At 44.3% G+C, this 24,701-nt stretch carries 27 protein-coding genes; 19 read left to right on the top strand and 8 right to left on the bottom strand.

Annotated features, from left to right (window positions below; all coding sequences use genetic code 11):
- Positions 1 to 251 precede the first annotated feature (251 nt).
- The 15 genes from ACSQ8O_RS22050 (at position 252) to ACSQ8O_RS21980 (ending at position 11,739) form a co-directional block, all read left to right on the top strand.
- The gene (locus ACSQ8O_RS22050) at positions 252 to 851 is read left to right on the top strand and encodes a TerD family protein (protein WP_436243372.1); all 600 of its coding nucleotides are present in this window, start codon (positions 252 to 254) and stop codon (positions 849 to 851) included.
- A gap of 38 nt (positions 852 to 889) precedes the next feature.
- Complete coding sequence (locus ACSQ8O_RS22045) at positions 890 to 1,471, top strand: TerD family protein (protein ID WP_056613284.1); 582 nt, start codon at positions 890 to 892, stop codon at positions 1,469 to 1,471.
- Positions 1,472 to 1,690: 219 nt separating this feature from the next.
- Positions 1,691 to 2,437, top strand: a complete 747-nt coding sequence (locus tag ACSQ8O_RS22040; protein WP_436243371.1) for a TerC family protein — start codon at positions 1,691 to 1,693, stop codon at positions 2,435 to 2,437.
- 80 nt (positions 2,438 to 2,517) lie between these two features.
- Positions 2,518 to 3,621, top strand: coding sequence for an HpcH/HpaI aldolase/citrate lyase family protein (locus ACSQ8O_RS22035; protein WP_436243370.1), 1,104 nt, complete (start codon positions 2,518 to 2,520; stop codon positions 3,619 to 3,621).
- Positions 3,566 to 4,981, top strand: a complete 1,416-nt coding sequence (locus tag ACSQ8O_RS22030) for a phosphoribosyltransferase family protein (RefSeq protein ID WP_436243369.1) — start codon at positions 3,566 to 3,568, stop codon at positions 4,979 to 4,981. Before ACSQ8O_RS22035 ends, ACSQ8O_RS22030 begins: the two co-directional genes overlap by 56 nt.
- Positions 4,954 to 6,087 carry a cysteine protease StiP family protein gene (locus ACSQ8O_RS22025; protein WP_436243368.1) on the top strand — a complete coding sequence of 378 codons (1,134 nt, stop codon included), beginning with the start codon at positions 4,954 to 4,956 and terminating at the stop codon, positions 6,085 to 6,087. Before ACSQ8O_RS22030 ends, ACSQ8O_RS22025 begins: the two co-directional genes overlap by 28 nt.
- Positions 6,084 to 6,917: an HAD family hydrolase gene (locus tag ACSQ8O_RS22020; RefSeq protein ID WP_436243367.1), complete on the top strand. Its 834-nt coding sequence runs from the start codon at positions 6,084 to 6,086 to the stop codon at positions 6,915 to 6,917. Before ACSQ8O_RS22025 ends, ACSQ8O_RS22020 begins: the two co-directional genes overlap by 4 nt.
- Complete coding sequence (locus ACSQ8O_RS22015) at positions 6,914 to 7,936, top strand: ATP-grasp domain-containing protein (protein ID WP_436243366.1); 1,023 nt, start codon at positions 6,914 to 6,916, stop codon at positions 7,934 to 7,936. The genes ACSQ8O_RS22020 and ACSQ8O_RS22015 overlap by 4 nt, the downstream gene beginning before the upstream one ends.
- 261 nt (positions 7,937 to 8,197) lie before the next feature.
- Complete coding sequence (locus tag ACSQ8O_RS22010) at positions 8,198 to 8,806, top strand: sigma-70 family RNA polymerase sigma factor (RefSeq protein ID WP_056613297.1); 609 nt, start codon at positions 8,198 to 8,200, stop codon at positions 8,804 to 8,806.
- 57 nt (positions 8,807 to 8,863) lie between these two features.
- On the top strand, positions 8,864 to 9,508 hold the full coding sequence (locus ACSQ8O_RS22005) for a pentapeptide repeat-containing protein (RefSeq protein WP_436243365.1): 645 nt from the start codon (positions 8,864 to 8,866) through the stop codon (positions 9,506 to 9,508).
- Positions 9,509 to 9,534: 26 nt separating this feature from the next.
- A complete protein-coding gene (locus ACSQ8O_RS22000) occupies positions 9,535 to 10,098 on the top strand; it encodes a 5' nucleotidase, NT5C type (protein ID WP_436243364.1) in 564 nt (187 codons plus the stop codon).
- Between the two features lie 271 nt (positions 10,099 to 10,369).
- Entirely contained in the window at positions 10,370 to 10,699 is a 330-nt protein-coding gene (locus ACSQ8O_RS21995; protein ID WP_436243363.1) for a hypothetical protein, read from the top strand.
- A gap of 66 nt (positions 10,700 to 10,765) precedes the next feature.
- Positions 10,766 to 11,128 (top strand): hypothetical protein, encoded by a 363-nt coding sequence (locus ACSQ8O_RS21990; protein WP_436243362.1) that lies wholly within the window; start codon positions 10,766 to 10,768, stop codon positions 11,126 to 11,128.
- Positions 11,129 to 11,140: 12 nt separating this feature from the next.
- Positions 11,141 to 11,539 carry a hypothetical protein gene (locus ACSQ8O_RS21985; RefSeq protein WP_436243361.1) on the top strand — a complete coding sequence of 133 codons (399 nt, stop codon included), beginning with the start codon at positions 11,141 to 11,143 and terminating at the stop codon, positions 11,537 to 11,539.
- The gene (locus ACSQ8O_RS21980; protein WP_436243360.1) at positions 11,473 to 11,739 is read left to right on the top strand and encodes a hypothetical protein; all 267 of its coding nucleotides are present in this window, start codon (positions 11,473 to 11,475) and stop codon (positions 11,737 to 11,739) included. Before ACSQ8O_RS21985 ends, ACSQ8O_RS21980 begins: the two co-directional genes overlap by 67 nt.
- A gap of 590 nt (positions 11,740 to 12,329) precedes the next feature.
- Here ACSQ8O_RS21980 and ACSQ8O_RS21975 read toward each other — a convergent pair.
- Positions 12,330 to 13,193, bottom strand: coding sequence for a transposase (locus ACSQ8O_RS21975; protein WP_436243359.1), 864 nt, complete (start codon positions 13,191 to 13,193; stop codon positions 12,330 to 12,332).
- Positions 13,194 to 13,743: 550 nt separating this feature from the next.
- Here ACSQ8O_RS21975 and yunB point away from each other — a divergent pair.
- The gene (gene yunB / locus ACSQ8O_RS21970) at positions 13,744 to 14,511 is read left to right on the top strand and encodes a sporulation protein YunB (RefSeq protein WP_235550443.1); all 768 of its coding nucleotides are present in this window, start codon (positions 13,744 to 13,746) and stop codon (positions 14,509 to 14,511) included.
- 34 nt (positions 14,512 to 14,545) lie between these two features.
- On the opposite strand, the gene ACSQ8O_RS21965 is transcribed toward yunB, so the two are convergent.
- Positions 14,546 to 15,601, bottom strand: a complete 1,056-nt coding sequence (locus ACSQ8O_RS21965; RefSeq protein WP_436243358.1) for a M23 family metallopeptidase — start codon at positions 15,599 to 15,601, stop codon at positions 14,546 to 14,548.
- A 107-nt stretch (positions 15,602 to 15,708) separates the two neighbouring features.
- Between ACSQ8O_RS21965 and larC the strand changes: the two genes are divergently transcribed.
- Positions 15,709 to 16,203 (top strand): nickel insertion protein, encoded by a 495-nt coding sequence (larC, locus tag ACSQ8O_RS21960; protein WP_436243357.1) that lies wholly within the window; start codon positions 15,709 to 15,711, stop codon positions 16,201 to 16,203.
- A gap of 26 nt (positions 16,204 to 16,229) precedes the next feature.
- On the opposite strand, the gene ACSQ8O_RS21955 is transcribed toward larC, so the two are convergent.
- Genes ACSQ8O_RS21955 through larE form a run of 3 tightly spaced genes read right to left on the bottom strand, consistent with a single transcriptional unit; the run spans position 16,230 to position 18,850 of the window.
- Positions 16,230 to 17,222 carry a LarC family nickel insertion protein gene (locus tag ACSQ8O_RS21955; RefSeq protein ID WP_436243356.1) on the bottom strand — a complete coding sequence of 331 codons (993 nt, stop codon included), beginning with the start codon at positions 17,220 to 17,222 and terminating at the stop codon, positions 16,230 to 16,232.
- A 9-nt stretch (positions 17,223 to 17,231) separates the two neighbouring features.
- Positions 17,232 to 18,005: a nickel pincer cofactor biosynthesis protein LarB gene (larB, locus tag ACSQ8O_RS21950; RefSeq protein WP_436243355.1), complete on the bottom strand. Its 774-nt coding sequence runs from the start codon at positions 18,003 to 18,005 to the stop codon at positions 17,232 to 17,234.
- Positions 18,002 to 18,850, bottom strand: coding sequence for an ATP-dependent sacrificial sulfur transferase LarE (gene larE, locus ACSQ8O_RS21945; RefSeq protein WP_056613311.1), 849 nt, complete (start codon positions 18,848 to 18,850; stop codon positions 18,002 to 18,004). Before larE ends, larB begins: the two co-directional genes overlap by 4 nt.
- 73 nt (positions 18,851 to 18,923) lie before the next feature.
- Here larE and lipA point away from each other — a divergent pair, with 73 nt between their 5' ends.
- Positions 18,924 to 19,883 carry a lipoyl synthase gene (gene lipA / locus ACSQ8O_RS21940; protein ID WP_436243354.1) on the top strand — a complete coding sequence of 320 codons (960 nt, stop codon included), beginning with the start codon at positions 18,924 to 18,926 and terminating at the stop codon, positions 19,881 to 19,883.
- A 48-nt stretch (positions 19,884 to 19,931) separates the two neighbouring features.
- Positions 19,932 to 20,252: a YutD family protein gene (locus ACSQ8O_RS21935; RefSeq protein WP_056613316.1), complete on the top strand. Its 321-nt coding sequence runs from the start codon at positions 19,932 to 19,934 to the stop codon at positions 20,250 to 20,252.
- Between the two features lie 83 nt (positions 20,253 to 20,335).
- On the opposite strand, the gene ACSQ8O_RS21930 is transcribed toward ACSQ8O_RS21935, so the two are convergent.
- The 3 genes from ACSQ8O_RS21930 to glgP form a co-directional block, all read right to left on the bottom strand.
- Positions 20,336 to 21,148, bottom strand: coding sequence for an NAD kinase (locus ACSQ8O_RS21930; protein ID WP_236288921.1), 813 nt, complete (start codon positions 21,146 to 21,148; stop codon positions 20,336 to 20,338).
- A gap of 42 nt (positions 21,149 to 21,190) precedes the next feature.
- The gene (locus tag ACSQ8O_RS21925) at positions 21,191 to 21,862 is read right to left on the bottom strand and encodes a flagellar brake protein (RefSeq protein WP_056613320.1); all 672 of its coding nucleotides are present in this window, start codon (positions 21,860 to 21,862) and stop codon (positions 21,191 to 21,193) included.
- 244 nt (positions 21,863 to 22,106) lie between these two features.
- A complete protein-coding gene (gene glgP / locus ACSQ8O_RS21920; RefSeq protein WP_436243353.1) occupies positions 22,107 to 24,701 on the bottom strand; it encodes an alpha-glucan family phosphorylase in 2,595 nt (864 codons plus the stop codon).

Here is a 24,701-nt window from a genome sequence, read left to right as displayed (position 1 = left end):
GCGGACCAGAAGGAGTGTCGGAGACATCTCAATGGAAATTTTTTGAATACCATAAGTTGTAAAATGTTATAATAAGATAAAACGCAGCCTAGGATCGTCCTGTGGCTGTTTTTCTTTTGAATTCTGGGGGATTTTGACTACTAAAGTCGAATTCACAAATAATTTACCCAGGAAAGTGAAACGTGATTGAATTTCATGCGTATCAGATAAGGGAGTTCACTAAAACAGGTAAGCGAAGGGAGGTGACCTCGTTGACAATCAGTTTAGTCAAAGGTCAAAAGATTGATTTAACAAAAGGTAACGCAGGTCTTTCTAAAGTTGTGGTTGGATTGGGTTGGGATCCTGCAGTTGTTGAGAAGAAGGGGTTCTTCGGCTCTAAGAAATCGGCAGTTGAGATCGATTGTGACGCTTCCGTGATTTTATTGGATGAAAAGGGAAGAATAACCAACCAGAAACATGTGATTTATTTTGCTAATCTACAAAGCCCTGATGGTTCAGTCGTTCACTCTGGTGACAACCGTACCGGAGATGGCGATGGTGACGATGAGACAATTTCTATTAATTTAGGACAAGTTCCTGCGGATGTGAGTAAAATCGTATTCGTCGTGAATATTTACGACTGTGTGAATAGAAAGCAAGATTTCGGTCTCATTCAATCCGCTTATATCCGCGTATTGAATGGTTCTAATCAACAAGAGTTGGTTAAGTTTAACTTAACTGATGACTATTCAGGCAAATCATCTCTCATTGTTGGTGAAATTTACCGACACGGAGGCGAATGGAAATTCAGTGCAATTGGTGAAGGCAGTACAGATACAACCATTGGACAATTGGTCAAAAGATATCAATAATGGCACAGCCAAATCCTATATAAAGAGAGGTATTTCACATGTCTATTTCATTATCTAAAGGTCAGAAAGTCGATTTAACGAAAACAAACCCAGGTTTGACGAAAGTTCTTGTTGGCTTAGGATGGGATACGAACAAATATGATGGCGGTAAGGATTTCGATTTGGATGCTTCCATTTTTGCAGCGAATGCTGCTGGTAAAGTTGGCAACGAATCCGATTTTATTTTCTACAACAACACTAAAAATGCGAATGGTTCTATCGAGCACAAAGGTGACAATCGTACAGGCGCAGGCGATGGTGATGATGAAGTTATCTCCATTGATCTTAGCGCAGTACCTGCTGAAACAGAGAAAATCGCATTCTGCATTACGATTCATGATGCGGAAGCAAGAGCGCAAAACTTTGGACAAGTTTCCAATGCTTATGTGCGTGTGCTAAATGAGGGATCTGGCGCGGAATTAATTCGTTTCGATCTTGGTGAAGATTTCTCCATTGAAACAGGCGTTGTTATCGGTGAACTTTACCGCAATAACGGCGAGTGGAAATTTAGCGCAATCGGCAGCGGTTATAAAGACGGATTAGCAGGCTTGGCACGTGATTATGGTTTACAAACTTCCTAATAGGAAGTCTAATGTAATAGGGTGGTGCTTTCCGGAGCATCACCTTCCCTACTCTTCTTAATCAATTCAACTCGAGAAATGGTATTCACTTGACCAGCTTTGTTGCGTTATGAATTGGAATTCAATGATCCGAGTAGACGAATCGTGTAATCGGTGAATGAGATAGATGAGGAAGATCGCGTAAGGATGATTAGCAATTAAAACAGGGGGTCCATCTTAATGTCAGACTTTTTTCAAAGCTTTGTAGATAATTTCATGAATTTCTTTAGCTGGGATGTGCTCTCAGCAACACTAACTGATCCCGTAAACTGGGGGATTATCGGTACACTCGTCCTTCTCGAAGGATTGCTATCCGCAGATAATGCGCTAGTACTTGCTGTAATGGTTAAGCATTTGCCGAAGCAACAACAGAAACGAGCTTTATTTTATGGTCTATTAGGAGCCTACATATTTAGGTTTATCGCCATTGGTGTGGGTACGTTCTTAGTACAGATTACCTGGATTAAGGTAGCCGGTGGGGCGTATCTCCTTTGGATTGCTTATAGTAATCTCTTCATGAAGAAGCATGGCGACGAAGGCGGGGAAGTCAAGAATAAAGGTCTTTCCTTCTGGCGTACCGTTCTTGCCGTAGAAATCATGGATATCGCATTCAGTGTCGATAGCGTTCTGGCCGCATTTGGTGTGAGCGACAAGGTATGGGTATTGTTCTTAGGTGGTATCTTAGGCGTCCTCATGATGAGAGGCGTGGCACAAGTCTTCTTGAAGCTCATTGACAAGATCCCGGAACTGGAGAGAACAGCGTTTATCTTAATTATCGTCATCGGTCTTAAAATGATTGCTGGAGCATTCGGCTTCCACATCTCACATGTGATCTTCTTCTCCGTCATTATTGCCTTGTTCGGAGGAACGATCATTCTAAGCATGCTTCGTAAAAAGAACAAGTCTGGATCCGTAAAAGAATCTTAATCTTATTTATAATTGTAGACAATGGACAATCCCTCCTCTATGGAGGGATTGTTTATTGAAATAAAGAGGGAGGAATCGGCATGCGATATTTCAATTATTTAACCGCGGATGAAGAGAAAGCTTTATTTTATTTACCGCCGAATTCCTTCCATAATCATTCGCACAAAGACATTTTAGCTCATTCTGTCGGTGCTGCTCTGTACATGCCAGCGACCCGACGTACGTTCGCAGAAGATATTGCTTTTGGTAAAATCGAAGGCTTAGTGTCCGTTGTTCTTGATCTGGAGGATGCTGTAGGTGATAACGAAGTGCATGCTGCAGAAGAATCGCTTATTGGACAAATGAATCAGATCGCCCATTGGATGGAAGTTGGTATTGTAAGTGCAGAGAATCTGCCGCTGATATTCATTCGTGTAAGAAGCGTGAATCAATTAAACTATGTGCTAGAGAGACTGGAAGAGCATGTATCCCTTCTAACGGGTATTGTGTTCCCGAAATTTACTGTGGAAAATGGCGAGGATTATTTTCAAATTCTAGAAAATTACAATGATGAGAAATCGGCATCTGCACCAATTTTATATGGATTACCGATTCTGGAATCTGCCTCGATTATTTATAAAGAAAGCCGCACTTTTACCTTATTGGCGATTAACGAAATTATATCGAATTTTAAGGATTTGGTCTTGAACATCCGTATTGGCGCAACTGACTTTTCAAGCTTATTTGGGCTGAGACGAAGTCCGGACAGAACGATTTATGACATCGCCCCGATACGGGATTGTGTCGCTGATATTATTAATATTTTTGGTCGTATGGAAGCCAACAACGTGATTTCTGGACCTGTTTGGGAATATTTCGGAGTGAAGGGACTCCTACATGAAGTGATGCTGGATAAAGAAAATGGCTTGATCGGTAAAACAATTATTCATCCTACGCACATTAAGCCGGTGCAAGCTCTCTACGCGGTCACACATGAAGAATATACGGATGCTATAAGCATTCTGAAGAACAATCATGGCGACCTTGGGGTTATGAAGAGTGTCTACGGCAATAAAATGAATGAATTCAAACCCCATTTCAATTGGGCGAAACGTATTCTTTTACGATCACAAGTTTATGGGGTGCTGCATGAACAACAAACCTTTGATGGATTACTCACTAGGCCTAACCGAGCGTACGTATAAAATAGCAGGAGATTTGGAGCTGCACGTCACCGTGACTTCCAATCCCCACAACATACCGCCCGATGCCTTATTCGCGATGGCGGCGAGAATTAATAAGAAACGATCTTTTTTGTTTGTAAGTAAGGTCTTAGGCAAACATATCCCGGTGAATCCGTACACGTCACTGTTAAGTGGAACTACGTTAGCATTATTACTGCAACAAGAGTTACAAGGAGCCAAGCTAGATAAGAAGGTACAGCAGGCTGTTGAGGGGCTAGTATACCCGGATAAAGCGGAAACGGCTTATAAGGCGATCATGTCTGAACGTTTCCCATTAAAGCAGCCTACTGCCTTCATTGGATTTGCGGAAACAGCGACGGCGATTGGGCATGCGGTCTATGAAGCTTTTGGGCAAGGAAGCCATTATTTGCACACGACACGTGAAGTGATCGAAGAATCACCGTCCATTCTTCAATTCCAAGAAGAACACTCGCATGCTACAGATCACTATGGATATTCGGATAATCCTGTCATTCTTGCGCAGCCTGATATTCTCGTTCTCGTCGATGATGAAATTACGACAGGCCGAACGTCGCTTAATATCATTCGCGACCTGCAAGGGAAATACCCTAAGAAAATGTACTACGTGTTAGCACTGCTGGATTGGCGGACAGAGGAAGACATCCTACAATTTGCCCAGTTGGAGCAGGAATTGCATATTACGATTCACGTCATCTCATTAATTCGCGGGAATACGAAGGTAGTTGGCTCTAGCGAAAGCTTGCCATTGCAAGCGCCTAGCCCTTTACCTGAGGAGCGCACAGAACTTCTGCAAATTTCTTATGTAAATCAACTATTCTCCCACGCTCCTTATGCAGGTAACAAGCCCTATTTGCAACATAGCGGAAGGTTCGGACTTACCCCCTCCAATACCGCACAACTGGATCGTTCCATCACGCAGACGGCCGAGCTGCTCAAACGTAAACGTACAGGGAACAAGACACTCTGTGTGGGCACGGGGGAGTTTATGTATATCCCGATGCGTATTGCTGCTGAGATGGGGTCAGGGGTGTCTTATCAATCAACGACACGCAGCCCTATTCATGTCATGGAACACGGAGACTATGCGGTGAAATATGGTCATGCTTTTCCTTCTCCAGAGGATGAACAAGTCGTGCACTTCTTCTACAATATCCCGTACGGCACGTATCAGGAGCTCTTTCTTTTTATGGAAAGAGAAGCTTCTCCTTCATCTATGGAGCCGATTCTGCGAATTCTCCAAGCAAAGGGACTGCATAACCTGCATATCGTCTTCTTCTCGCCTCAAACGGTCGATTGGAAGGAGGCTAAGGTATGGAAGCTTGGCGAACCAGACGCATAGATGACCCCCAACCAATGGGGAGTTATCCACCTGGTGATGTGACATTTCTACTGAAGGATATCAGCAACATAAAGCTGGAAGTCGCTTTAGATGCAAGAGAGCGAGCTATCCAATCTGGAACGCACTATTCCGAAATGCTTCCACAGGAGCATCTGCCTTCCTCGGATTATTTGAACCTTTATCAAGAAACCCTCGAGCTGTCTGCAGAGAAAGTAGCTGTATCCGTTGGTGTGGTAGCTGAGCTTATCCGAACAAACAAAGGGCCACACACGGTCCTCGTTTCCTTGGCTAGAGCGGGCACACCTGTAGGCATTCTGATCAAGCGATACTTGCAAGAGATTCACCAGATGAACCTGCCGCATTATAGTATCTCGATTATTCGAGGCAAGGGGATTGATGAGAACGCTCTCTTGTACATGTTGCAGAAACATCCGGGTGCAAGGCTGCAATTCATTGATGGGTGGACAGGCAAGGGGGCCATTCGTAAAGTGCTTACCCAAGCTTGTGGCAAAATGGCAAGGGATTACGGGATCATCCTAGACGATGATCTAGCGGTACTCGCCGATCCTGGGCATTGTACAGACATGTTCGGAACCCGTGAGGACTTTCTCATTCCGAGTGCATGCCTGAACTCGACGGTCTCCGGATTAATGAGTCGTACAGTGCTGCGCGACGATTTAATTGGGCCACATGATTTTCATGGCTCGAAATATTACAAAGAATGGTTGGATCACGATCAGTCTAATCATTTCATCGAATCGATTGTTCCTTTTTTCAACAAGGTGACTAAGGAAGCTCAGGAGATGGCTCAATCTTTTGTGACTCATCCACCTGAAATTTCCTGGCATGGCCTACGGGATATCCAAGCGATTCAGACGGCCTATCAGATGGCTGATATCAACTTGATTAAGCCTGGTGTGGGAGAAACGACTCGTGTTCTGCTTCGGAGAGTACCGTGGCGGATCTTGGTAGATCGCATGGATAATCCGCATATTCGGCATATCTTGCTACTAGCTGAGGCGCGCGGTGTACCTGTTGAGGTGTATCCAGGCCTCAAGTATTCATGTTGCGGCCTCATACAATCTGTGAAAGGGGATGCCGAATGATTTATGCCAGTGATTTAGATCAGACCTTAATCTATTCCCAGCCAGCAGAACGTGCTGAGCACTTGGGAGATCGTATCATGGTTGCCGAGCTGATCGATGGCAAAGTGAGATCCTATATGTCATCCAGCACATATCAACGATTACAAGAGCTGATGAATGAACTCATTTTCATCCCAGTGACAACGCGAACGATTGCCCAATATGAGCGAATACATCTCATCAGTCAAATTCTGAAACCCCACTATGCGGTTACAAGCAACGGGGGGAATATGTTGATTGACGGCAAGGTGGATATGGAGTGGCGAGATCTTGTCAGGACGCGTGTCAACGAGACGAGTGCTCCGGTTGAAGATGTTCGCCAAGTTATGCATAGCGTTCTAAGCCAGGACTGGGTGATCAGCTCAAGTTGGTGCGATGATCTCTTCTATTCCCATATCGTCGAGCGCGACCGCATGCCTGTGCAGGAAATAGCTGATCTGAGCGCTCATTTGAAGGGGATGGGTTGGCGCACTTCCGTGCAAGGAAGGAAGGTCTACATCGTCCCTGAGGCCGTGAGCAAGGGTGCAGCAGTTGCACATCTGAAGCAAATACTTGATGGTCGGAAAGTCATTGCTTCCGGTGATTCCCTGCTGGATCAGAGCTTATTAGACATCGCTGATTACGCGATTGCTCCAGGTCATGGAGAGTTATTTCGCCAAGAACAAATAACACCATCCGGGATATACAGATTTACGGAGGAATCCGGCATTTTTGCAGCTGATGACATCACCACATTTGTGCATTCCACACATAGCGAGCACCGAAAGATGCTCATAAAGGAGCCCTCATGAAAAAAGTATGGTTTAACCGCTGGTTCTCTGTTGCTTATCATTACATGAACAGCATCCGTAATAATGAGGATGGGGCTCAGTTTAAGATGTATGCAACGCATCCGGATCGTACCCACATGGCGCTGCAAGCAGCGGACTTTGCAGATACAGAGCCTGTTCTTGGCGATGACGACTATGTAGAATTTGCACTGAATTTTTGTAAACAACATGGGATTGATGTGTTTATTCCTAGGCTGCATATGTACGCAATTGCCAAGCAGATCGATGAATTTGAGAAAATAGGTACACGTGTAACGGTTTGTCGTGATCTGGAGCTCTTAGAAAATCTCATGGAAAAGCAAAAATTCTACGAATCCATCCGGTCTAAGGGAATCGTAGCGATTCCTGACTATCATGTGGTGAATACGGCTGAGGAGTTTCTTAGGGCGTACGATGCGCTTACAGAGGTTGGTCATGGCGTCTGCATGAAGCCAACGAATGGTGAGGGCGGCAATGGATTTCGGATTATCAGCAATACGCGGAATGCGCTCACTGATATGTTTGGACCGGTATTGCCGTATCTCACGAAAGAGCAAGCCTACCAAAACTTATCGACTGTGGAACGTTTTGATGACGTCATGGTTATGGAAGTATTGGGTGGCCATGAATACAGCATCGATTGCTTAGCTTCCGCGTCTGGTGAGCTTCTTGCTGCTGTCCCGCGTCGTAAGGCGGATGGACGATTGAGGCTGCTGGAAGAAGTGCCAGAGCTGATTGAACTTGCTAATCGAGTAGCTGCTACCTACCGCATTCCATTTAATTATAATATTCAAGTTAAATACAATCAGGGTGTACCGAAGCTGTTGGAGATTAATCCGCGGATGTCAGGCGGTTTACATGTCACTTGTTTGTCAGGCATTAACTTCCCTTATTTAGCTGTAAAATCGCTGCTTGGCAATCATGTTGAAGTCCAAAAGCCAACCTTCGGCCTATTGGCAAGCCATATTGAGCAATATGTTATTATGAATCTCGGTGAATAATCACTGCCGCGCATCATATCTTTGATAAGAGATGATCATTTCGTATCAATCAGCAAAGAGGGTGCGCGGTATGATCGTAGGCGGAATTATCTTATTCGGAATTATTGTAACGTTAATCGTCATAGCAAGTGCAGAGAAAGCGGAATATGTGTCCAATTTTATCGATAAATAGTCATCTTTGAAGCCTGAAAAGGTTTCTTTTTTTTGCTTCGATTTGGTAGAATAGAAGATAGGTAGTTTACTATGTGAAGGAGATTTAACATGCTGCAATTAAGCGATAGTCAACTTGCAACAATGTGGAGTCAAGGAGATGCGAAAGCGTTTAATCGACTTTTGGAACTGTATAAGGACAGAATTTATCGATTAGCTTTTCGTATGCTTCGAAATAAATCAGATTCCGAAGATGTTGTTCAGGAGACTTTTTTGCGTGCACATTTGAATTCACACCGATTTGACGCTACCAAAAACTTCTCGAGCTGGATCTTTAGCATTGGGAAAAATGTCACGATTGATCTGATGCGGAAGAAGAAAAAAGAGCTCTCCATGGATACAAGTGGGTTTCCATCTCATGATGAACGTCCCCTGATTGAGAAGTTGGTGAGTCATGAGAAGACGCCTGAGCTTCAGCTTATTGAACAAGAAACATATAGCCAGGTAGAACAAATGATTCAAGATCTGCCAGACAAATATAAAGATCTTATTGTTTACAAATATTATTTGGATATGTCCTTAGAAGACATCAGCCGAGAAGTGAATTTACCTGTTTCTACGATTAAAACGAGGCTATTCCGTGGCCGGAATTATATCAAAAGAAAATGGGGATCCTTATTCTTCATGCTGCATAGCTTATCCACGATGATCATTTTATAAAGGTAAGCCGGTAAGGCTTATTTTTTTGCCCATTACCTTATGTTAAAGGAGTTTTTCATGAGTAATCCTAAATTAGATGCACCCAAAATGCCTAAAGAATTGCCCGTCATAACCTTGCAAGAAGGAAAATTTGAACCTGAGGATAGTTTTCATACTGGCATCATTAGTGATTGCATCATTGATAATCAGTCAGCCTATAAGGTCGCCTTTGATAAAGTTATTTTTCGCAATGTGACATTCACACGAATAGCGATGAAAGAAATTGAATTTACAGATGTTATTTTTGATCGATGTGATCTATCAAATGTCGACTTTACAGAAGCAACGATACATAGAACGGAATTTCGGAATTGCAAAATTATCGGCATGGATCTTACTGGATCTACTTTACGAAACATCCTTTTTCAAGATTGCTTAGGGGATTTTGCGACCTTCCGAATGGCAAATCTCAAACAAATCACGTTTCATACGTGTTCTTTAAACAACTCAGATTTTTATGAAGCGACTTTGCAAAAGCTACAATTTGAGGTTTGTCAATTGGAACAAGCACAATTTACGGGTACGAAACTGGATGGAATCGATCTCAGCACATGTGAATTCACAAGCTTAGGTGTAAGTATTGAGGATCTACGCGGATGCATCATTTCTAGAGAACAGGCTTCGGTATTTGTAAGTCTTTTTGGGATCAAACTAAAGGAATAGAGGCAAGGTGAATGGAGGGTTAGACGGTGAAACTTGGATTTGATATTGATGATACCCTCATTAATCTAAGAGAGCATGCGTTTCATATTTATAATCAGAAGCTGCAGCAGGACATTGGGCTAGATGTATTTCATGCTTTGCCTACGATGGAAATTCACAGTGCTTTTGGACTAACCAAGGAAGAAGGCGGGAAGTTGTGGTACAGCTTACGTGATGAGATTTATTATTCACATTGTCCGTTATTCCCCCACGCGCGTGAGGTTTTGAACAGGCTGGTGGAGCAAGGTCATGAGGTGTATTACATCACCGCTCGAGCCAAAGAGCATACGGAGCGCACACGACAATGGTTGATCGACCATGGATTCCCTGTCGCAGAGGGGCATTTCTTCTGTGGGATGAGTGATTCCGAGAAAGTACATATCATAGAGGCACTAGAGTTGGATTATTATTTTGATGATAAACCGACCGTTCTGGAGACGTTAGCGCACCTGCCTATCCGCATTTGTGTGAAGGACAGATCCTATAACCGACATTTGGAATTGCCGCGGATTTCGTCTTGGGATGAGATAGATGAGCTTATGAAGGGTTAAAAAAGTGAACAGATGCTCGCATCGTTACAACACGATTCGAGCATCTGGCTGAAGGGAGAGCAGATCTTGCTCTCCCTCTTTTTCGAGCTGTTGGAGCAGCGCATCCGTACCCCGTTTCGGGGCGTGAACGAGTGAAAAAATTTCCATAAACGTAGAGGAGATGTGTGATGTTTAAGAAAAACGCGATGACTGTCATCATGCCGCTGTAGTCGGGACTAGTTTACTTGCGGGTATTGGTACAGCCCCTCAATCAGCGAGCGCAGCAAGCAACATGGTTCCAGATTACGAGGTAAAGCTTCTCCTGAATCCTAGTGTCGTACTTGGAACTGATTTCAAGCTAACGAGCAGTGTAAGATCAGCATTTGGTATGCCGGATACCGTGACCAAAATGAACGTAGAATTCCTCGATACCAATGCGAAGGACATTTACAACAACGGCTGGAGCCCACGCATTCGCAAGACAGAGGGTGAGAGTGACTTTGAGCTTAGTTATAAAAAGAGATATGCCATAACGGGAAGCGACATCACTGGAGCACTAACATTAGCTAATCAACAAGGATTTAACTCTGGGGATATACGCTACGAGGCGCAAGTCGAGTAGGGTTATCAAAAGAAAACCCTAAGCATTACTCGTTCCAAACAAGGGAGTAAATCAGGCTACAGCGGAATGGATCTTCCTAATCTAACGGATTCACGCAGTTTGCTGATCAATAATGCCCCTGATAAATTTAACAATTGGGTTTCCAGCGGTTGGGGAACCAGCAAACTATCCACTTCGCGTGTATTCGGTCCAATTCTAGCCAAACGTTCCATTGGTACATGGAGTGGGTTGCAGTTGTACATTGAAGTTTGGCCAATTCGAAACGCAGCAGGAACGGGGACAGAATATGTCGTAGAGGCTTCCTTTAAAACAACGAGCCAAACGACTGCATCTACCAAACATGATGAATTAATTACCTATCTGCAAGGCAAAGGTTGGTTCCTGGCGCAAGATTCCCTGAAGACACAATTAATTATGGATCGTTACTAATTACGAATGGAGATGAGTAAACCGATGTCCCAAATTAATAAAATGTCTAAGGTTATTATGGCTTCAACCACTGCAGCTTTGCTTTTAATTGGAGGTAATATCAGCCTGCAACAAGCTTCCGCAGCAAACGGTACACCGAACTATGAGGTTAAATTCAATTTAAATCCGAGTATCGTTGTGGATTCTAGACATAACTTGATCAGCAGCGTACGTAGTCAATTTTCAACTGGCTCAAAATCCTATCGTGTTCAGTACATGGATACTGCGAAAGGAGCATTGGATGCGCAAGGCTGGAGTGACCGTATTCGTAAAAAAAGCAGCGACAGCACACATCAATTGCAATTATGGAACGATACGCACCAACCGCTCCAACGCCAGATACAACAGTACCATCTGTACCAACGGGATTAACCGCAACAGCAACATCCAGCACCCAAGTTCAATTGAACTGGACAGCTGCGACAGACAATGTCGCTGTAACAAGCTATGATGTGTATCGCAATGGTTCTAAAATTGGTTCATCCTCCACGTTCGACAAAATTGCTTTATCCAAAACAAGTAGTACCCCGACCGGACTTGGCGGCACAGCTCTTGTTCCGTCTACACACTAACTAGACTCCATTTTACATAGTCAGTAACTCCAAACTTTCATATCGCTGCACCATAATCGAGAAAGTCTTAAGTTTCAAGTGACTATTCACTCACTAGTCACCAGTTGTTTCCCAGATGCTCGCAAAAGCTGCAAAACTCCCAAACCCCAAGCTCCAAGCTCCAAGCCCCCAAAATGCCTTAGTCACTAATTACCAAAAAAGATCGCAAGTTCTTTTACACTGTTCTATACCTTTCACAGCCATCTATGTCCACTATCCCCTTAGCTCAGAAAAATGGTAGCACTTTGATTTTGTTAAATTGAGACCAACCAGACAGGACAAGTTCTAATTATAGAATTAATCTGAACAGATCAACACAGTCTAAACAGACCCAACTACAGAATTGAACGCAACAGACCAACCCAGCTGAACAGACTCAATTACAGAATTGAACGCAATAGACCAACCAAAGCTGAACAGGCCTAATTACAGAATTGAATGCAACAGACCAGTCCATATTCAAGCGATATGTCTGAAATTTGTAAATTGGTGATCCCGAAATAACATGAAGGAGTTTTGAAGACCAAAAAGGCTACTGACGAAAGGAGTCCTCAGACAAGATTTCTAGTGGCAGTAAAATTAAGTATGCAGCGTTTAATTAAGTTTTCAAAGACAGGTATTTTGGACGTAGTTAGATTGGCTCGGTAGCAGAACTCGTCTAAATAGCTTTGAAGATGACGGGCGCCGATGCCATGGAAGGTAGTATTAATCCAAATGCTTGCTTGTTTAGCAATTTCAAGTAGGGGGCGCTGCCGTTTTGGTGTGTAAAATCCAGTAATTGTGTGAATCTCTTTCACAGTAGGTTCGATTTGTTGCTCCTGAAAGGTGGAGATGTCGCTTTTAGTAATATGTTTATTTTTAGGATGTGAGGGTATAACATGTTTAATTTTGATATGCGTAGGTTCACCTAAATCATTGAGTGATGAGCCTACGAGCAGGAGATGTTCTTGAGGATGTTTGTGGACAGTTGAATTGAAGGGTTTTCCATAGATTGCGGAGTTAATTTGGACTGATCCTGTCAGCGGACATTGGTTATCCACCTGTAGGATGGAAGTGCGAATTTTATGTAGGATTAACCAGGCTGTTTTGTAAGTGACTTTAATAAGTCTGGAAAGCTCCATGGCAGTTGTACCAATATGAGTACGAGAAATCAGGAAAATTGCTAATAACCACTTACGAAGCTCTGTTCTTGAGCCTTCCATAATCGTTCCTGAAAGTAATGAAACTTGGAAACAACAACGGGAACATTCATACAAGGGTAATCGTCGAGTTGTAGTTACATAGGCGTGACGATGTTCACAACGTGGGCAACGAAAGCCTGAAGGCCATTTAGTTTGAAAAATAAAGTCGATGCAGATATCTTCAGAGGAAAAATAATTATGAAATTGCTCGAATGACAAACCTGAAATGTCCATAATAATTCTCCCTAATATATGAAATGGAAACGTTTGTTCTGTCTTTATCATACCAAATATATGATCCATTTTCAATAATTTGGATAAAAATGCGGGTTCCTTTTTCTGAGTGAAGGGGATAGTGGGGATAGGGTTTGACGGGAAGAAGTAGTGGGGAGAAGGGCAGGTAGGGAAGAGTAATTGGGAACGTAGTGAGTAAGAAAGGGGAGTGCAATGGGGAAAGGTAGTGAGTAAGAGCGGGGAGTGCAATGGGAAAGGTAGTCAGTAAGAAAGGGGAGTGCAATGGGGGAACGTAGTGAGTAAGAAAGGGGAGTGTAACGAGGAAAAGTAGTTCATAAGAAAGAGGGGAGTGGAATTAGTAAGTTAGTGGGTGGAAAAGGTTAGTGTAGTTGGGTTAAGTGGGGGGATTTGATTAGGGGTGGCGTATGTTAGTTAGGAATGAGTGATGGTTGAGGATTGGATCGTCTTTTTCAAAACATGTCCGCATAAGGTAGTACTAATGAATTATGGCGAATAAGTAGGAATTGGTCACGTAGGAAGGGGGAGACGCATGCTGCAGAGACGACGATGGAGGAGCAGGCCAACTGTGAAAACAAGCCGTAAAAAGGTACTGTGGATTGGTTTGCTCATCTTAGTCTTGTTTTGCATTCAGTTTTTTATTTTTATAGAACGGAATCTAAGACCGCCTTTGATGAATCTGGCGAAGGTTAGGGTTAAGCAGATTGCAACGCAAGCGATAAATAGTGCAATCGCCGATCATGTGGCTGGGGGAACGAATGCTGAGCAATTAATTGACTGGAAAATGGATAAAAACAATAAAATTACAGGTTTTATGTTGAATTATAACGAGCATATGAGGATTACTTCGGAGGCTATTAAAACGGTCCAAGGGGAGTTGAATAATCTGGAAAGTATCGCAGATCATATTCCCCTTGGGCAGGCTATGAATAGTGCTATTCTCGCCTCTTTTGGCCCAGACATCCCGATCAGATTACTTCCTGTTGGTAGTGTGAAGGTGGATTTAAACACACGAACTCAAAATGCTGGTATTAATATGGTGATGTTTGAAGTATATGTACACATTGTTGCTGAGGTTTCAGTTATAATCCCTTTTGATTCAGAAACTGAAATTGTAGAAACCGAAATTCCTATTTCATATTCGCTTGTTGTGGGGGATGTACCTACTTACTACTATGATAATAAAGGTAATCCAGTGGGAAGTTCGAAGGATGGCAGTCCACCGAGCATAACGTTACCAACTATTCCGCTCTCAGGGGCAACGAATTCAACGCCAAAGGAGGGCGCTATCAAGCCATAAGCCCCAAAAAATAAACCCACCGTGAAAAGTGGGTTTATTTCTTTTTACTTCGATCTTCGCGCTCCCATCTTCGTAAGGATGGATAAGGATCGTAGCTCCACTCTGTTGAGCCGTTATCACGGTATAGTCCGAAATGAAGATGAGGAGGAAATTTACCAGATGTACCTGGTTTTCCATAACCGGAGCTGCCGACCCAACCGATGGTTTGTCCGGGTTTGACGATATCGTTTATTTTGAGCGTTTTTTGAAAGCCGGAAAGGTGGGCGTAGTAGTGATAAATGTTGTTTAGATCACGAATGCCTACCCGCCAGCCACCGTATGGGTTCCATCCTTTGATTTCAACGATGCCATAGCAAGTGCTTCTAACAGGAACACCGTAGCCAGCGAACAGATCAGTGCCTTCATGAGTACGGTGCCCCCCCCAGCCGCGACTATCTCCCCACGTGCTGCGATAAGAATAGTCGGATGTAACAGGCAGTGGGAATGCATGAGCATTTGCTTCTAAAGTGCCTAAAGACTCATAGATCGCAGCGAATTGACGGATGCGTTCTACGCTACGTGCGTTGTGGTAATAATTCCAAAGGTTCATTTGTAAGTTATCGACTTTCGTTCCATTGTTGCCTAAGATCGCTGCCATAGCCGCTAGTACATCTAAATCGTTGGCCCTATCAGCGATGCCATCCCCCGATCCATCCCGCCCTAAACCATGGAAAAAGGTAATACTTTTCAAATTGGAATCTTGTGGATCTGGATTGAGCATACCCACCCAAACAAGTTCTGAAAAATAAATATTCGTGATGCTTTGTTGAACTGTTCTTTTTTTGGCAGTGTTCATTGTTTTCTCATATTGATCTACAGCAGCTAGGTATGTCCAGGGGATACCCGTGAGTAAGCCTATTTTTTCAAAAAGCTCTTTTCGCTCCGCTTGTGAAGGTTTGGTCGTTTGGGAGCTAGATATTGGAGCTATTTGGTCAGTTGTCATAGCTGCTGATACATCAATATTTGAAAAAGATGGTAATGTAATTGCTAATAGGAGGAGGCTAAGGACGAGAACCTTTGACCAAAATGCTCTGCTTTGCATCTCTATCATCCTTCCTGAAATGTTAGTTCTTAGGATGTACGGATGTCTTGTTGTTTATCCTTCGATCTTTCGTTGCCTCGAAATATTTGCTATGATGCCAATAAGAGGTGGGAAAAGTGACTTTTAACCATAGAGAAGAGCATGTTGACGATCATATGTTATTAGTTCAAGCCAATTTGGATGATATGAATCCTGAGTGGATGACTTATGTGATGGATAAGCTTTTTGATGCGGGTGCAAATGATGTATATATGGTACCCATAATTATGAAACGAGGACGTCCTGGAATCATGCTGAATGTATTAGTGGATGAAGGACGATTGTCTCTGATTGAGGAAATTATTTTTAGTGAAACAACCACACTTGGCATTCGATATCTGCATGCATCTTGTCATCGATTAGCCAGAGAATTTGAGCATGTAGAAACACCTTGGGGACACTTGACGGTAAAAGTTGGTTATCACGCAGGGAAACTGGTGCAATATGCACCTGAATTTAAGGAATGTGAACAAGTAGCAAGGATGCATGAAGTACCTCTGAAGATGGTCTATGAGGAAGTTAGGTTATTATTTATGCAACAACAGCGACAAAAAAACGCTCTTCCATTGTGATGGAAGAGCGTTTGTCATGTCTAATGCTATTGTGGGGTGCCAGGTGTGGCATCGCCATGATGCGTGTGAGTATGTGAGTGATCATGATGATGATGATCGTGATCGTGTTTATGATCATGGCTGTGTGAATGATCATCGTGTGTATGCGTATGATCATGAAGATGGTGATGATCATCGTGTGTATGTGCATGATCATGATGGTGGTGATGGTCGTCATGCGTGTGTGTATGTTCATGACTATGATCATGCGCTAGATGCTCATGACTAACTTGCCATTTACCAATAAACGGATCAATTCTACCAACTACAACGCGCAGTACATTGGGTTGCTTTGGCAAGTCTCTAGTGCCTGCACCATAGCCAATATGATCAACTACCATGGGTGGGAAGCTTTTGGAGAACTCATCAACAATTCCTGAAATTATACCGGCTCCAGTTGGGGTTGTCATTTCTAAACTATAAGGAGTTGAAGCGATAGGTAAACCTCTCATCATTTCCAATGTGGCAGGAGCGGGTACTGGATAAATACCGTGATCGATATGTATGGTACCGGATCCTAGCGGCACTGGAGACGAGAAAATACGCTCGATTTGCAACGAGTCGATGGCTAATGCAACACCTACGATGTCGACGATAGAATCTATGGCACCGACTTCATGAAAATGTACTTTTTCAATTGGGGTCCCGTGAATCTTAGCTTCGGAAATCGCGATTTTTTCGAAAATTGCCAAGCTTAGTGCTGTAACGCGCTCATTGAATTCTGCTTTTTGAATGGCATCGACGATTTCTGAATAATGTCTGTGTTTCTTTGGAGGATGTTCCGGATCGAGTATGACATCCAGCTTAAGGGCAGAAATGCCGCGTTTCACAACACGCTTCCATTCCAAGGTGTAGGGCTCTAGTTTGATTTTGGAAAGCTCATCCTCAATGTAAGCACGATCTGCTCCCGCATCAACCAAAGCGCCAAGGGTCATATCGCCGCTAATTCCAGAGAAGCAGTCCAAATATAAAATGCGCATGGTCGTAGTTCACGCTCGTTTCGACATATTTTTGTTAATGAGTCCCGCATAATAACCACCGCCAAAACCATTGTCGATGTTAACGACAGAGATGCCCGGCGAGCAGCTATTGAGCATGGACAGCAACGGAGCGATCCCGGCAAGGTTCGCTCCGTACCCAATACTCGTCGGCACAGCGACGATGGGTTTAGAGACAAGCCCGCCCATGACGCTGGCGAGTGCGCCCTCCATGCCGGCAACTACCACAATCGCGTTCGCGCCGCGAATGAGCTCGAGCCGGCGGAAGAGCCGGTGAATGCCAGCGACACCCACGTCGAACACACGTTCAACGTGGCTGCCTAGGCATTCTGCAGTAAGGGCCGCCTCCTCCGCCACGGGGAGGTCGGAGGTGCCTGCGCACACGACAGCGATATAGCCGTCGTGGACTTTGAGCAGCGGGCGCTTAAACCAGGTGAGCGCCCGTGCGGTTTCGTGGTAGGTGACACCTTCCACGTTGGCTACTACATAGGCGGCTTTGGCCGCGTCGACGCGTGTGGCGAGCACGCGGTCGGTGTGCTCCATCAGCCGCCGGAAAATGGCCTCGATCTGCTCGGGCGTCTTGCCTTCCCCGAAAATGACCTCGGGGAAGCCTGTACGCTTCTCGCGATCGATGTCGAGCTGCGCAAATCCAAGATCAAGATTGGCGGGACCTGACCCGCCTTCCTTGATGATTTGCTTCTTGGCTTCGTCGATGTCCAGATCGCCGGCCTGGACGAGTTTTAGGATCTTCTCTAAGTCCATCATAAGGAAGCTTCTTTCACCTTATCTTTCGTTTCTTGAGATAGCACTTCATTCATACTGCCTGTGCGGTAGCCTTGCAAATCTAATGTGACATACGTAAAGCCAAGTTTGCTGAATTTCTCATAGATCGCATCGCGATGTTCAACGACTTTGTGAATCTCGTCTGGCATGACTTCGATTCGAGCAATCTTCTCGTGATGACGCACGCGTACCTGATAGAGACCCAGTTGGGAAAGGAAATACTCGCCTTCATCCAATTGGTCAATCTTCCACTTCTCGATTTGCGTACCATAAGGTATACGAGAGGATAAGCAGGCAAAGGAAGGTTTGTTCCATGTGCTCAGCCCAAGCTCTTTGGAAAGCGCTCGGATCTCGTCTTTAGTTAAGCCGGCTTCTTGCAGCGTACTGCGGACGCCTTGCTCATTCTTCGCTTGTAGTCCTGGTCTATAGTCGCCTAAGTCGTCGACATTGGAACCATCCAAGAGAAACGGATAGCCCAGTTCCTTCGCGATGTCTTGTAAATGGGAATAAAGCCCCGTCTTGCAGTGGTAACAACGATCAGGATTATTGGCAACGAAATTTGCGTTCTCCAATTCCTTTACCTCTGTTTTGTGCAAGCGAACGCCAAATTGTTCAGCTAGTTGTGCAGCGGCATCGAACTCCCTCGTGGGAAACGTTTCAGATGCTGCGGTTACGGCAAGGACTTGGTCACCAAGCTCTTGCTGAGCACGTTTGAGGACGAATGTACTGTCAACTCCTCCGGAGAAGGCGACGATGACACGGCCCATGTTTCTTAAAATTTCACCAAGCTTACGATCTTTCTCGCGAGTCACTTCAGTTATGCTCATGTTTCTTTCCTCCCATACAGCCTTTATGTAGTAAGCTGAGCTGTTTTGGTCCATCTAAACAAGTGTATCACAAGTGAACCCCAAAGTGGATTGTTTTGTCAGTCATTCATGTTATAATAACATCATTGAGAAACCAAATAAAAAGGCGGGAATTACAGTGCCTAGAAAAGTATTAGAGAGAAAACCAGACTGGTTAAAGATCAATCTTAAGACCGATGAGAATTTCAAAGAAATTAAATCCATGATGCGTTCCAAGACGTTGCATACAGTTTGTGAAGAAGCCAAGTGTCCGAACATTCATGAATGCTGGGCGAATCGGACAGCGACTTTTATGATATTAGGTGATATTTGTACGCGTGCTTGTCGCTTTTGTGCAGTTAAAACAGGTCTCCCAACTGAGCTTGATTTGGAAGAACCGGAACGTGTTGCAGATGCAGCGCTACAAATGGGGCTTCGTCATTGTGTTGTTACTTCGGTGGCACGTGATGATTTAACAGATGGCGGTGCCATGATTTTCGCAGAGACGATCAAAGCGATCCGTCGTAAACTGCCAATGTGTACAGTTGAGGTGTTGATTCCTGACTTCCTAGGTCGAGAAGAATCACTAGCTACCGTGCTTGAGGCAAAGCCAGATATTCTGAATCACAATATGGAAACGGTTGAGCGGATGTCAGACCGCGTTCGTTCCAAAGCGAAATACCGTCGTTCACTTGAGTTGTTGCAACGTTCTAAACGGATAGCCCCGAACATTCCAACGAAATCCAGTGTCATGATTGGTGTAGGGGAAGAGTGGGACGAGCTGCTACAAACGATGGAAGATCTGCGTGAAGTGGATTGTGATATTATGACGATCGGTCAATATCTGCAGCCGTCTACGACGCACTTATCTGTTTCTAAGTATTACACACCTGAACAGTTTGCTATGTTGAAGGAAGAGGGCATGAAACGTGGCTTTAAGCACGTGGAGTCGGGCCCGCTGGTTCGCAGTTCCTATCATGCACATGAACAGGTGAAAGCAGCATCAAGCGTTTAGAATTCGAATTCAATGAACGGATCATAGAAAGGAGAGCTTCCTACCACCATGATTCATATTGCCAATAAAACATACGAGCTTGTTACCGATCACAAAAATGGTTGGAATTTCGAAGTGTTCAAGGAACGCTTCAGCGAAGTGTTGGAGCGGTACGATTATATTGTGGGCGATTGGGGATATAGTCAATTACGACTGAGAGGTTTTTTTAAAGAAATCCACCCAAAAGCGACCAAAGAATCCTCCATCGCAGCTCTTCAAGATTACTTGAATGAGTACTGCAACTTCGGCTGTGCTTACTTTATTATCGAGAAAGTAAATGCACCTAAACAACAAATACCGTCTGAAGTTATTAGTTCAACAACAGTTTAAATCAGCATGAACCAAATAACGCCATCTGAACTCCAACAAGTGTGGAGAGCAGATGGCGTTTTTCTCATACCTACGTTTAACGCTTATTTTACTTCAAGACCAACAAAGGCCTCGCGGACACGATTCCAGAAAGGAAACGGACGGAAACGTGCGAACTTTACTTTCACATTGGAAGCAACTCGGCAACGAATGGAAACGACATCAGCGCGCTGCATATATAAGTGGTCCAGCGATAAGAGCATATTCTGCTGTGCTTTTGGATATATGTCACAGTGGTGATGCTTCGGCAAGATCATCGATGAACCCAGTGTTCGATATACGCGATTGTTAATCGATGCGATCTCGGCAATTTGAATAGCTTCTAGTGATGGATGGACCATAGCGCCGCCCAAGCTCTTGTTGTAAGCCGTACTGCCTGCAGGAGAAGAGATACAGATACCGTCACCGCGAAACATTTCAAACATTTCATCGTTTACGTGTAGTCTTGCGACTAGTGAAACTTCGATCCCGCGAATCGTAAACTCGTTAAGTGCGAGGTGTGTTTCAACACCTTTGTCCGTCGTAATTTCGATTTCGACAACGGGGTAGCGCACGACTTGCAACTCCGCTGGTGTTGTGACACTAAACATTAAAGAAGCTAGATGATCTAATTCGTCAGGCTTCCAATCTGCAAAAAAGCCAAGATGCCCCGTATGAATCCCAACAAATGCGATATGATCTAACTTGTCCACATATTTATGAAAGGCTTGGAGCATCGTACCATCTCCGCCAATGGACAGGACGATATCGGGATGATCTTCATCCCTTGGCATGCCTTGCTTAGCGGCGAGAGCGTGGAAGCGTTCGGTCAGCCCCTTGGAGATGTCATCGCCTCGTTCAATGACGTTATATTTCAATCTTGTTCCTCCTAAGAGTTTTCGTTTCGTAGAATTATTGACTTAATAATTGGAGCAGAAGGCATCAATCTCTTGGAGAATGGAGTCAGGCGTATGCCGAAATTCTGCGGCAACCCGATAGCTGTCGTTGCTGAAATGCGTAACTCTTACAATTTCACCATAGACAGTCATAGGCTGAGAGACATTCGGGAGAATGAAGCTGAACTCCAGAATCAAAGGAAAGAAAAGTCGATTGGATGTGACAAAGGATAACCCGCCAACACTGATATCGAGGAGTTGTCCGGTAAAAGCGACACCCTTTTGAGCAGATAAGCTTCGTATGCCAGCGACACGCAGAGTAATCGGTGTGCGCAGCGTAAGCTTTGCACGAGGATGTCTGCGGTTTTGATGTTGAAAAACTTCCTCAGGAAGAGATAAGGTCAGAGAACAGATCGTTTTTTTGAGATCAAGCCCAATCAAATCGACATAAGCGTAATATAAAATAGCACCATCTTTGAAGGAAAATTCAACGAAAGAAACATGGTCGAGCTTGTCGAAGGGGTAAACACCCAATTGTTCAAGACATACGGTTATCGAATCTTCACTTATTTTGTCGATAGTAAAGTTATCTTCAAAGCAGAAAGGTTGTCCATCTTTACTTTCACCAACAATGATAATATGACAATCCTGATTTGGCGAAAAGGAAGCCAATTCTAGTACCTTATTCCAATCCATAGCATCACCAAGTCGTTAGATTTACATTCACATCTGCCTGTACATCCTGTAAATTCTCTTCTCATCATAATTTATCTAAGTCAATAAGAAAAGCCCCAAACGGGGCTTTAGCTTAGGTTAACCGATTTTACCACATAGGAAGTTAAGTTTTCGATACCGAAAACCGCTTTCCTATTGGCGATAAAACTTACCTCTAAACGCGGTCGCTCATCATTGAATGGCTTCGATAGAAGTTTTCTCATTATTAAGACAAGGTGCTCGTAACGAGGGATAGTTCAAACGAATGCGCAAAGTTGGTTGAGATCGGACGCACACGAATCGAGAAGTGTGGCCCATGAACAAGATGGGATGGAATGGTAGCTTGGAAGCACTGCGATTGCTCAATAAGTTCCCCAATAGGAGCCATGAGGATGATTCTCTGCTCCCACGTTTCGCCATTTTCTGCATAATAAATGACTTCTACTGCCGTATCCTGCGGCCAAATAGGCCCGAAATGGATTTGCGCCGTGATCTCTTTCGTTGATGGGGGAATCTCATCTAAAGGGACGTCAGAAGTCGATTTGTCGGCATGATCATCAATATTCATGATTCTTACTTGATGCCAATTACTGCGGATGAACTGCTTGTAATCGGCAACTTTCGTAGCCACATCATAATTGTCCGCGACAAAAAGACGAGCACGTTTGGCTGTTGGTACATACGAAAGATTCGTGTAGTCCTGCACCATTCGGTGCGTGTTATAGACGGGACTGAGCGATTGAACGGACCGCTTCATGCGTCCAATCCATTGATGAGGAATCTCACCCTGATTATAGTAAAGCGGGATAATCTCATTCTCCAAAAGGTGATAAATTGCTTTCGTATTTTCTTTCTCCTGTGCAGCCCAGTCCGCGGCTCCCGCAGATCCGATAGCCCAACCATTCATACCGTTGTAGCCTTCCTCCCACCAACCGTCCAGCACACTGAAATTAAGAACGCCGTTCATGGCAGCTTTCTGGCCGCTGGTTCCGCTAGCCTCAAGGGGTCTACGAGGGTTGTTTAGCCATACGTCGACACCTTGAACGAGATAGCGAGCCATGTTGATATCATAATTCTCGAGAATAACGACTTTACCGAGAAATTCTTTTAACTGAGAGATGCGATAAATTTCTCGGATGAGATCTTGGCCAGGGTAATCAGCAGGGTGGGCTTTACCCGCAAATATAAATTGCACGGGTCTCTCAGGATTATTGATTAATTTCTTGAGGCGATACAAATCATTGAAAATTAGATTGGCCCGTTTGTAGGTAGCGAAGCGTCTGGCGAACCCAATTGTAAGGGCTTTAGGATTTAAATAGTGTCGAACCTCTTCAATCCGTTCTTCGGATTCCCCGTTACGTTTACGTTGCTCCATCAGACTATTGCGAGCATAACGTACTAAATCTTCTTTCAAATGCTGATGGACCTTCCAAATGGATTCATCGGGAATAACCTCGATTTGTGCCCATTGATGCTCGTTAGACTGCTCTGCTCGCCATGTGCCAGGGAGGAATCGATCGAAGAGTTCCTTCCAAGCAGGGGCGGTCCACGTATCTAAGTGAACTCCGTTCGTGATCGAGCTGATCGGGACCTCACTGGCATCAATATGACCATGGAATTCTTTGAACATTTCGCGTGAAACCTGCCCATGCAGCTTGCTGACGCCATTGCGCAGTCCCGCTGTATTCATCGCCAGGTGTGTCATATTGAATTGACCGGACTTATGATCAAGCCCTAATGAAATAATGCTTTGTTTATGCTTAGGCAGCTCGCTGAAAAGGTGACCGAGATAGTGTTCCACCATCCCTACGGAGAACGTATCATGACCTGCTGGAACAGGCGTATGGGTTGTGAATACGGTGGCGGAGCGCACGGTCTCTACCGCAACATGAAAAGGGAGGCCCAAGTGAAGCAGTTCCTTCAACCTTTCTAACGTCAGGAAAGCCGCGTGACCTTCATTAATGTGGTACACATTCGGGTAAATACCGAGTGCACGAAGTACTTTGACACCACCGATTCCAAGCACCATTTCCTGGGCGATCCGCATATCTTGATTGCCACCATACAGCTGCGCGGTTAACGCTTTATCTGAGTCATTATTGACTGCGTGGTCAGTATCCAGCAAAAAGACCAAATTGCGTCCTACTTTAGCAGCCCAAACCAAGACGGTGATCGTGCGACCAGAGATATCAAGTGAGACCGTGAGCTGCTGGCCATTCTGAAGTACCGGACGAATCGGTAATTGCTCAAAATCATAGGGAAATAATTCACTCTGCTGACTGCCGCTAGCATCAATCTTCTGCGTGAAATATCCTTTTTTATAGAGTAGGCCCACGCCTGCAAGCGGTAATCCAAGGTCACTGGAAGATTTGATATGATCACCGGCAAGAATGCCGAGCCCGCCTGAATAAATCGGAAGCGATTCATGAAAACCAAACTCAGCAGAGAAATAAGCAATTTGCACACTAGCTTCGGCGGCATAGTTATTTGAATACCAACCGGGTTCGTTCATATACGTATCAAATCTTAGCATGACTTGGCGATAACGCTCGACAAAATCAGTGTTCTGGCTTAATGCTTCAAGCTGGGGAGCTTCTAGCTCGTGAAGTAATCGAACGGGATTGTGACCGAGAGATTTCCAACGGCTAGAGTCCATGCTTTCAAAAAGCTGCAGCGCATCATGATTCCAACTGAACCATAAATTAAATGCTAGCTCGCGAAGTCGCTCAATCGCCTGCGGTAAACCTTTCGTCTCTTGGGGGTCGGCTGCTATCATATCTGAATATTCTCTCCCTTTATAAACATCATCATAGTTACCCAT

The organism is Paenibacillus sp. LjRoot56 (assembly GCF_964253335.1).
GTDB lineage: Bacteria > Bacillota > Bacilli > Paenibacillales > NBRC-103111 > Paenibacillus_E > Paenibacillus_E allorhizoplanae.
Note: the sequence above shows the minus strand (reverse complement) of the source record. Positions and strands in the feature narration are given on the sequence as shown.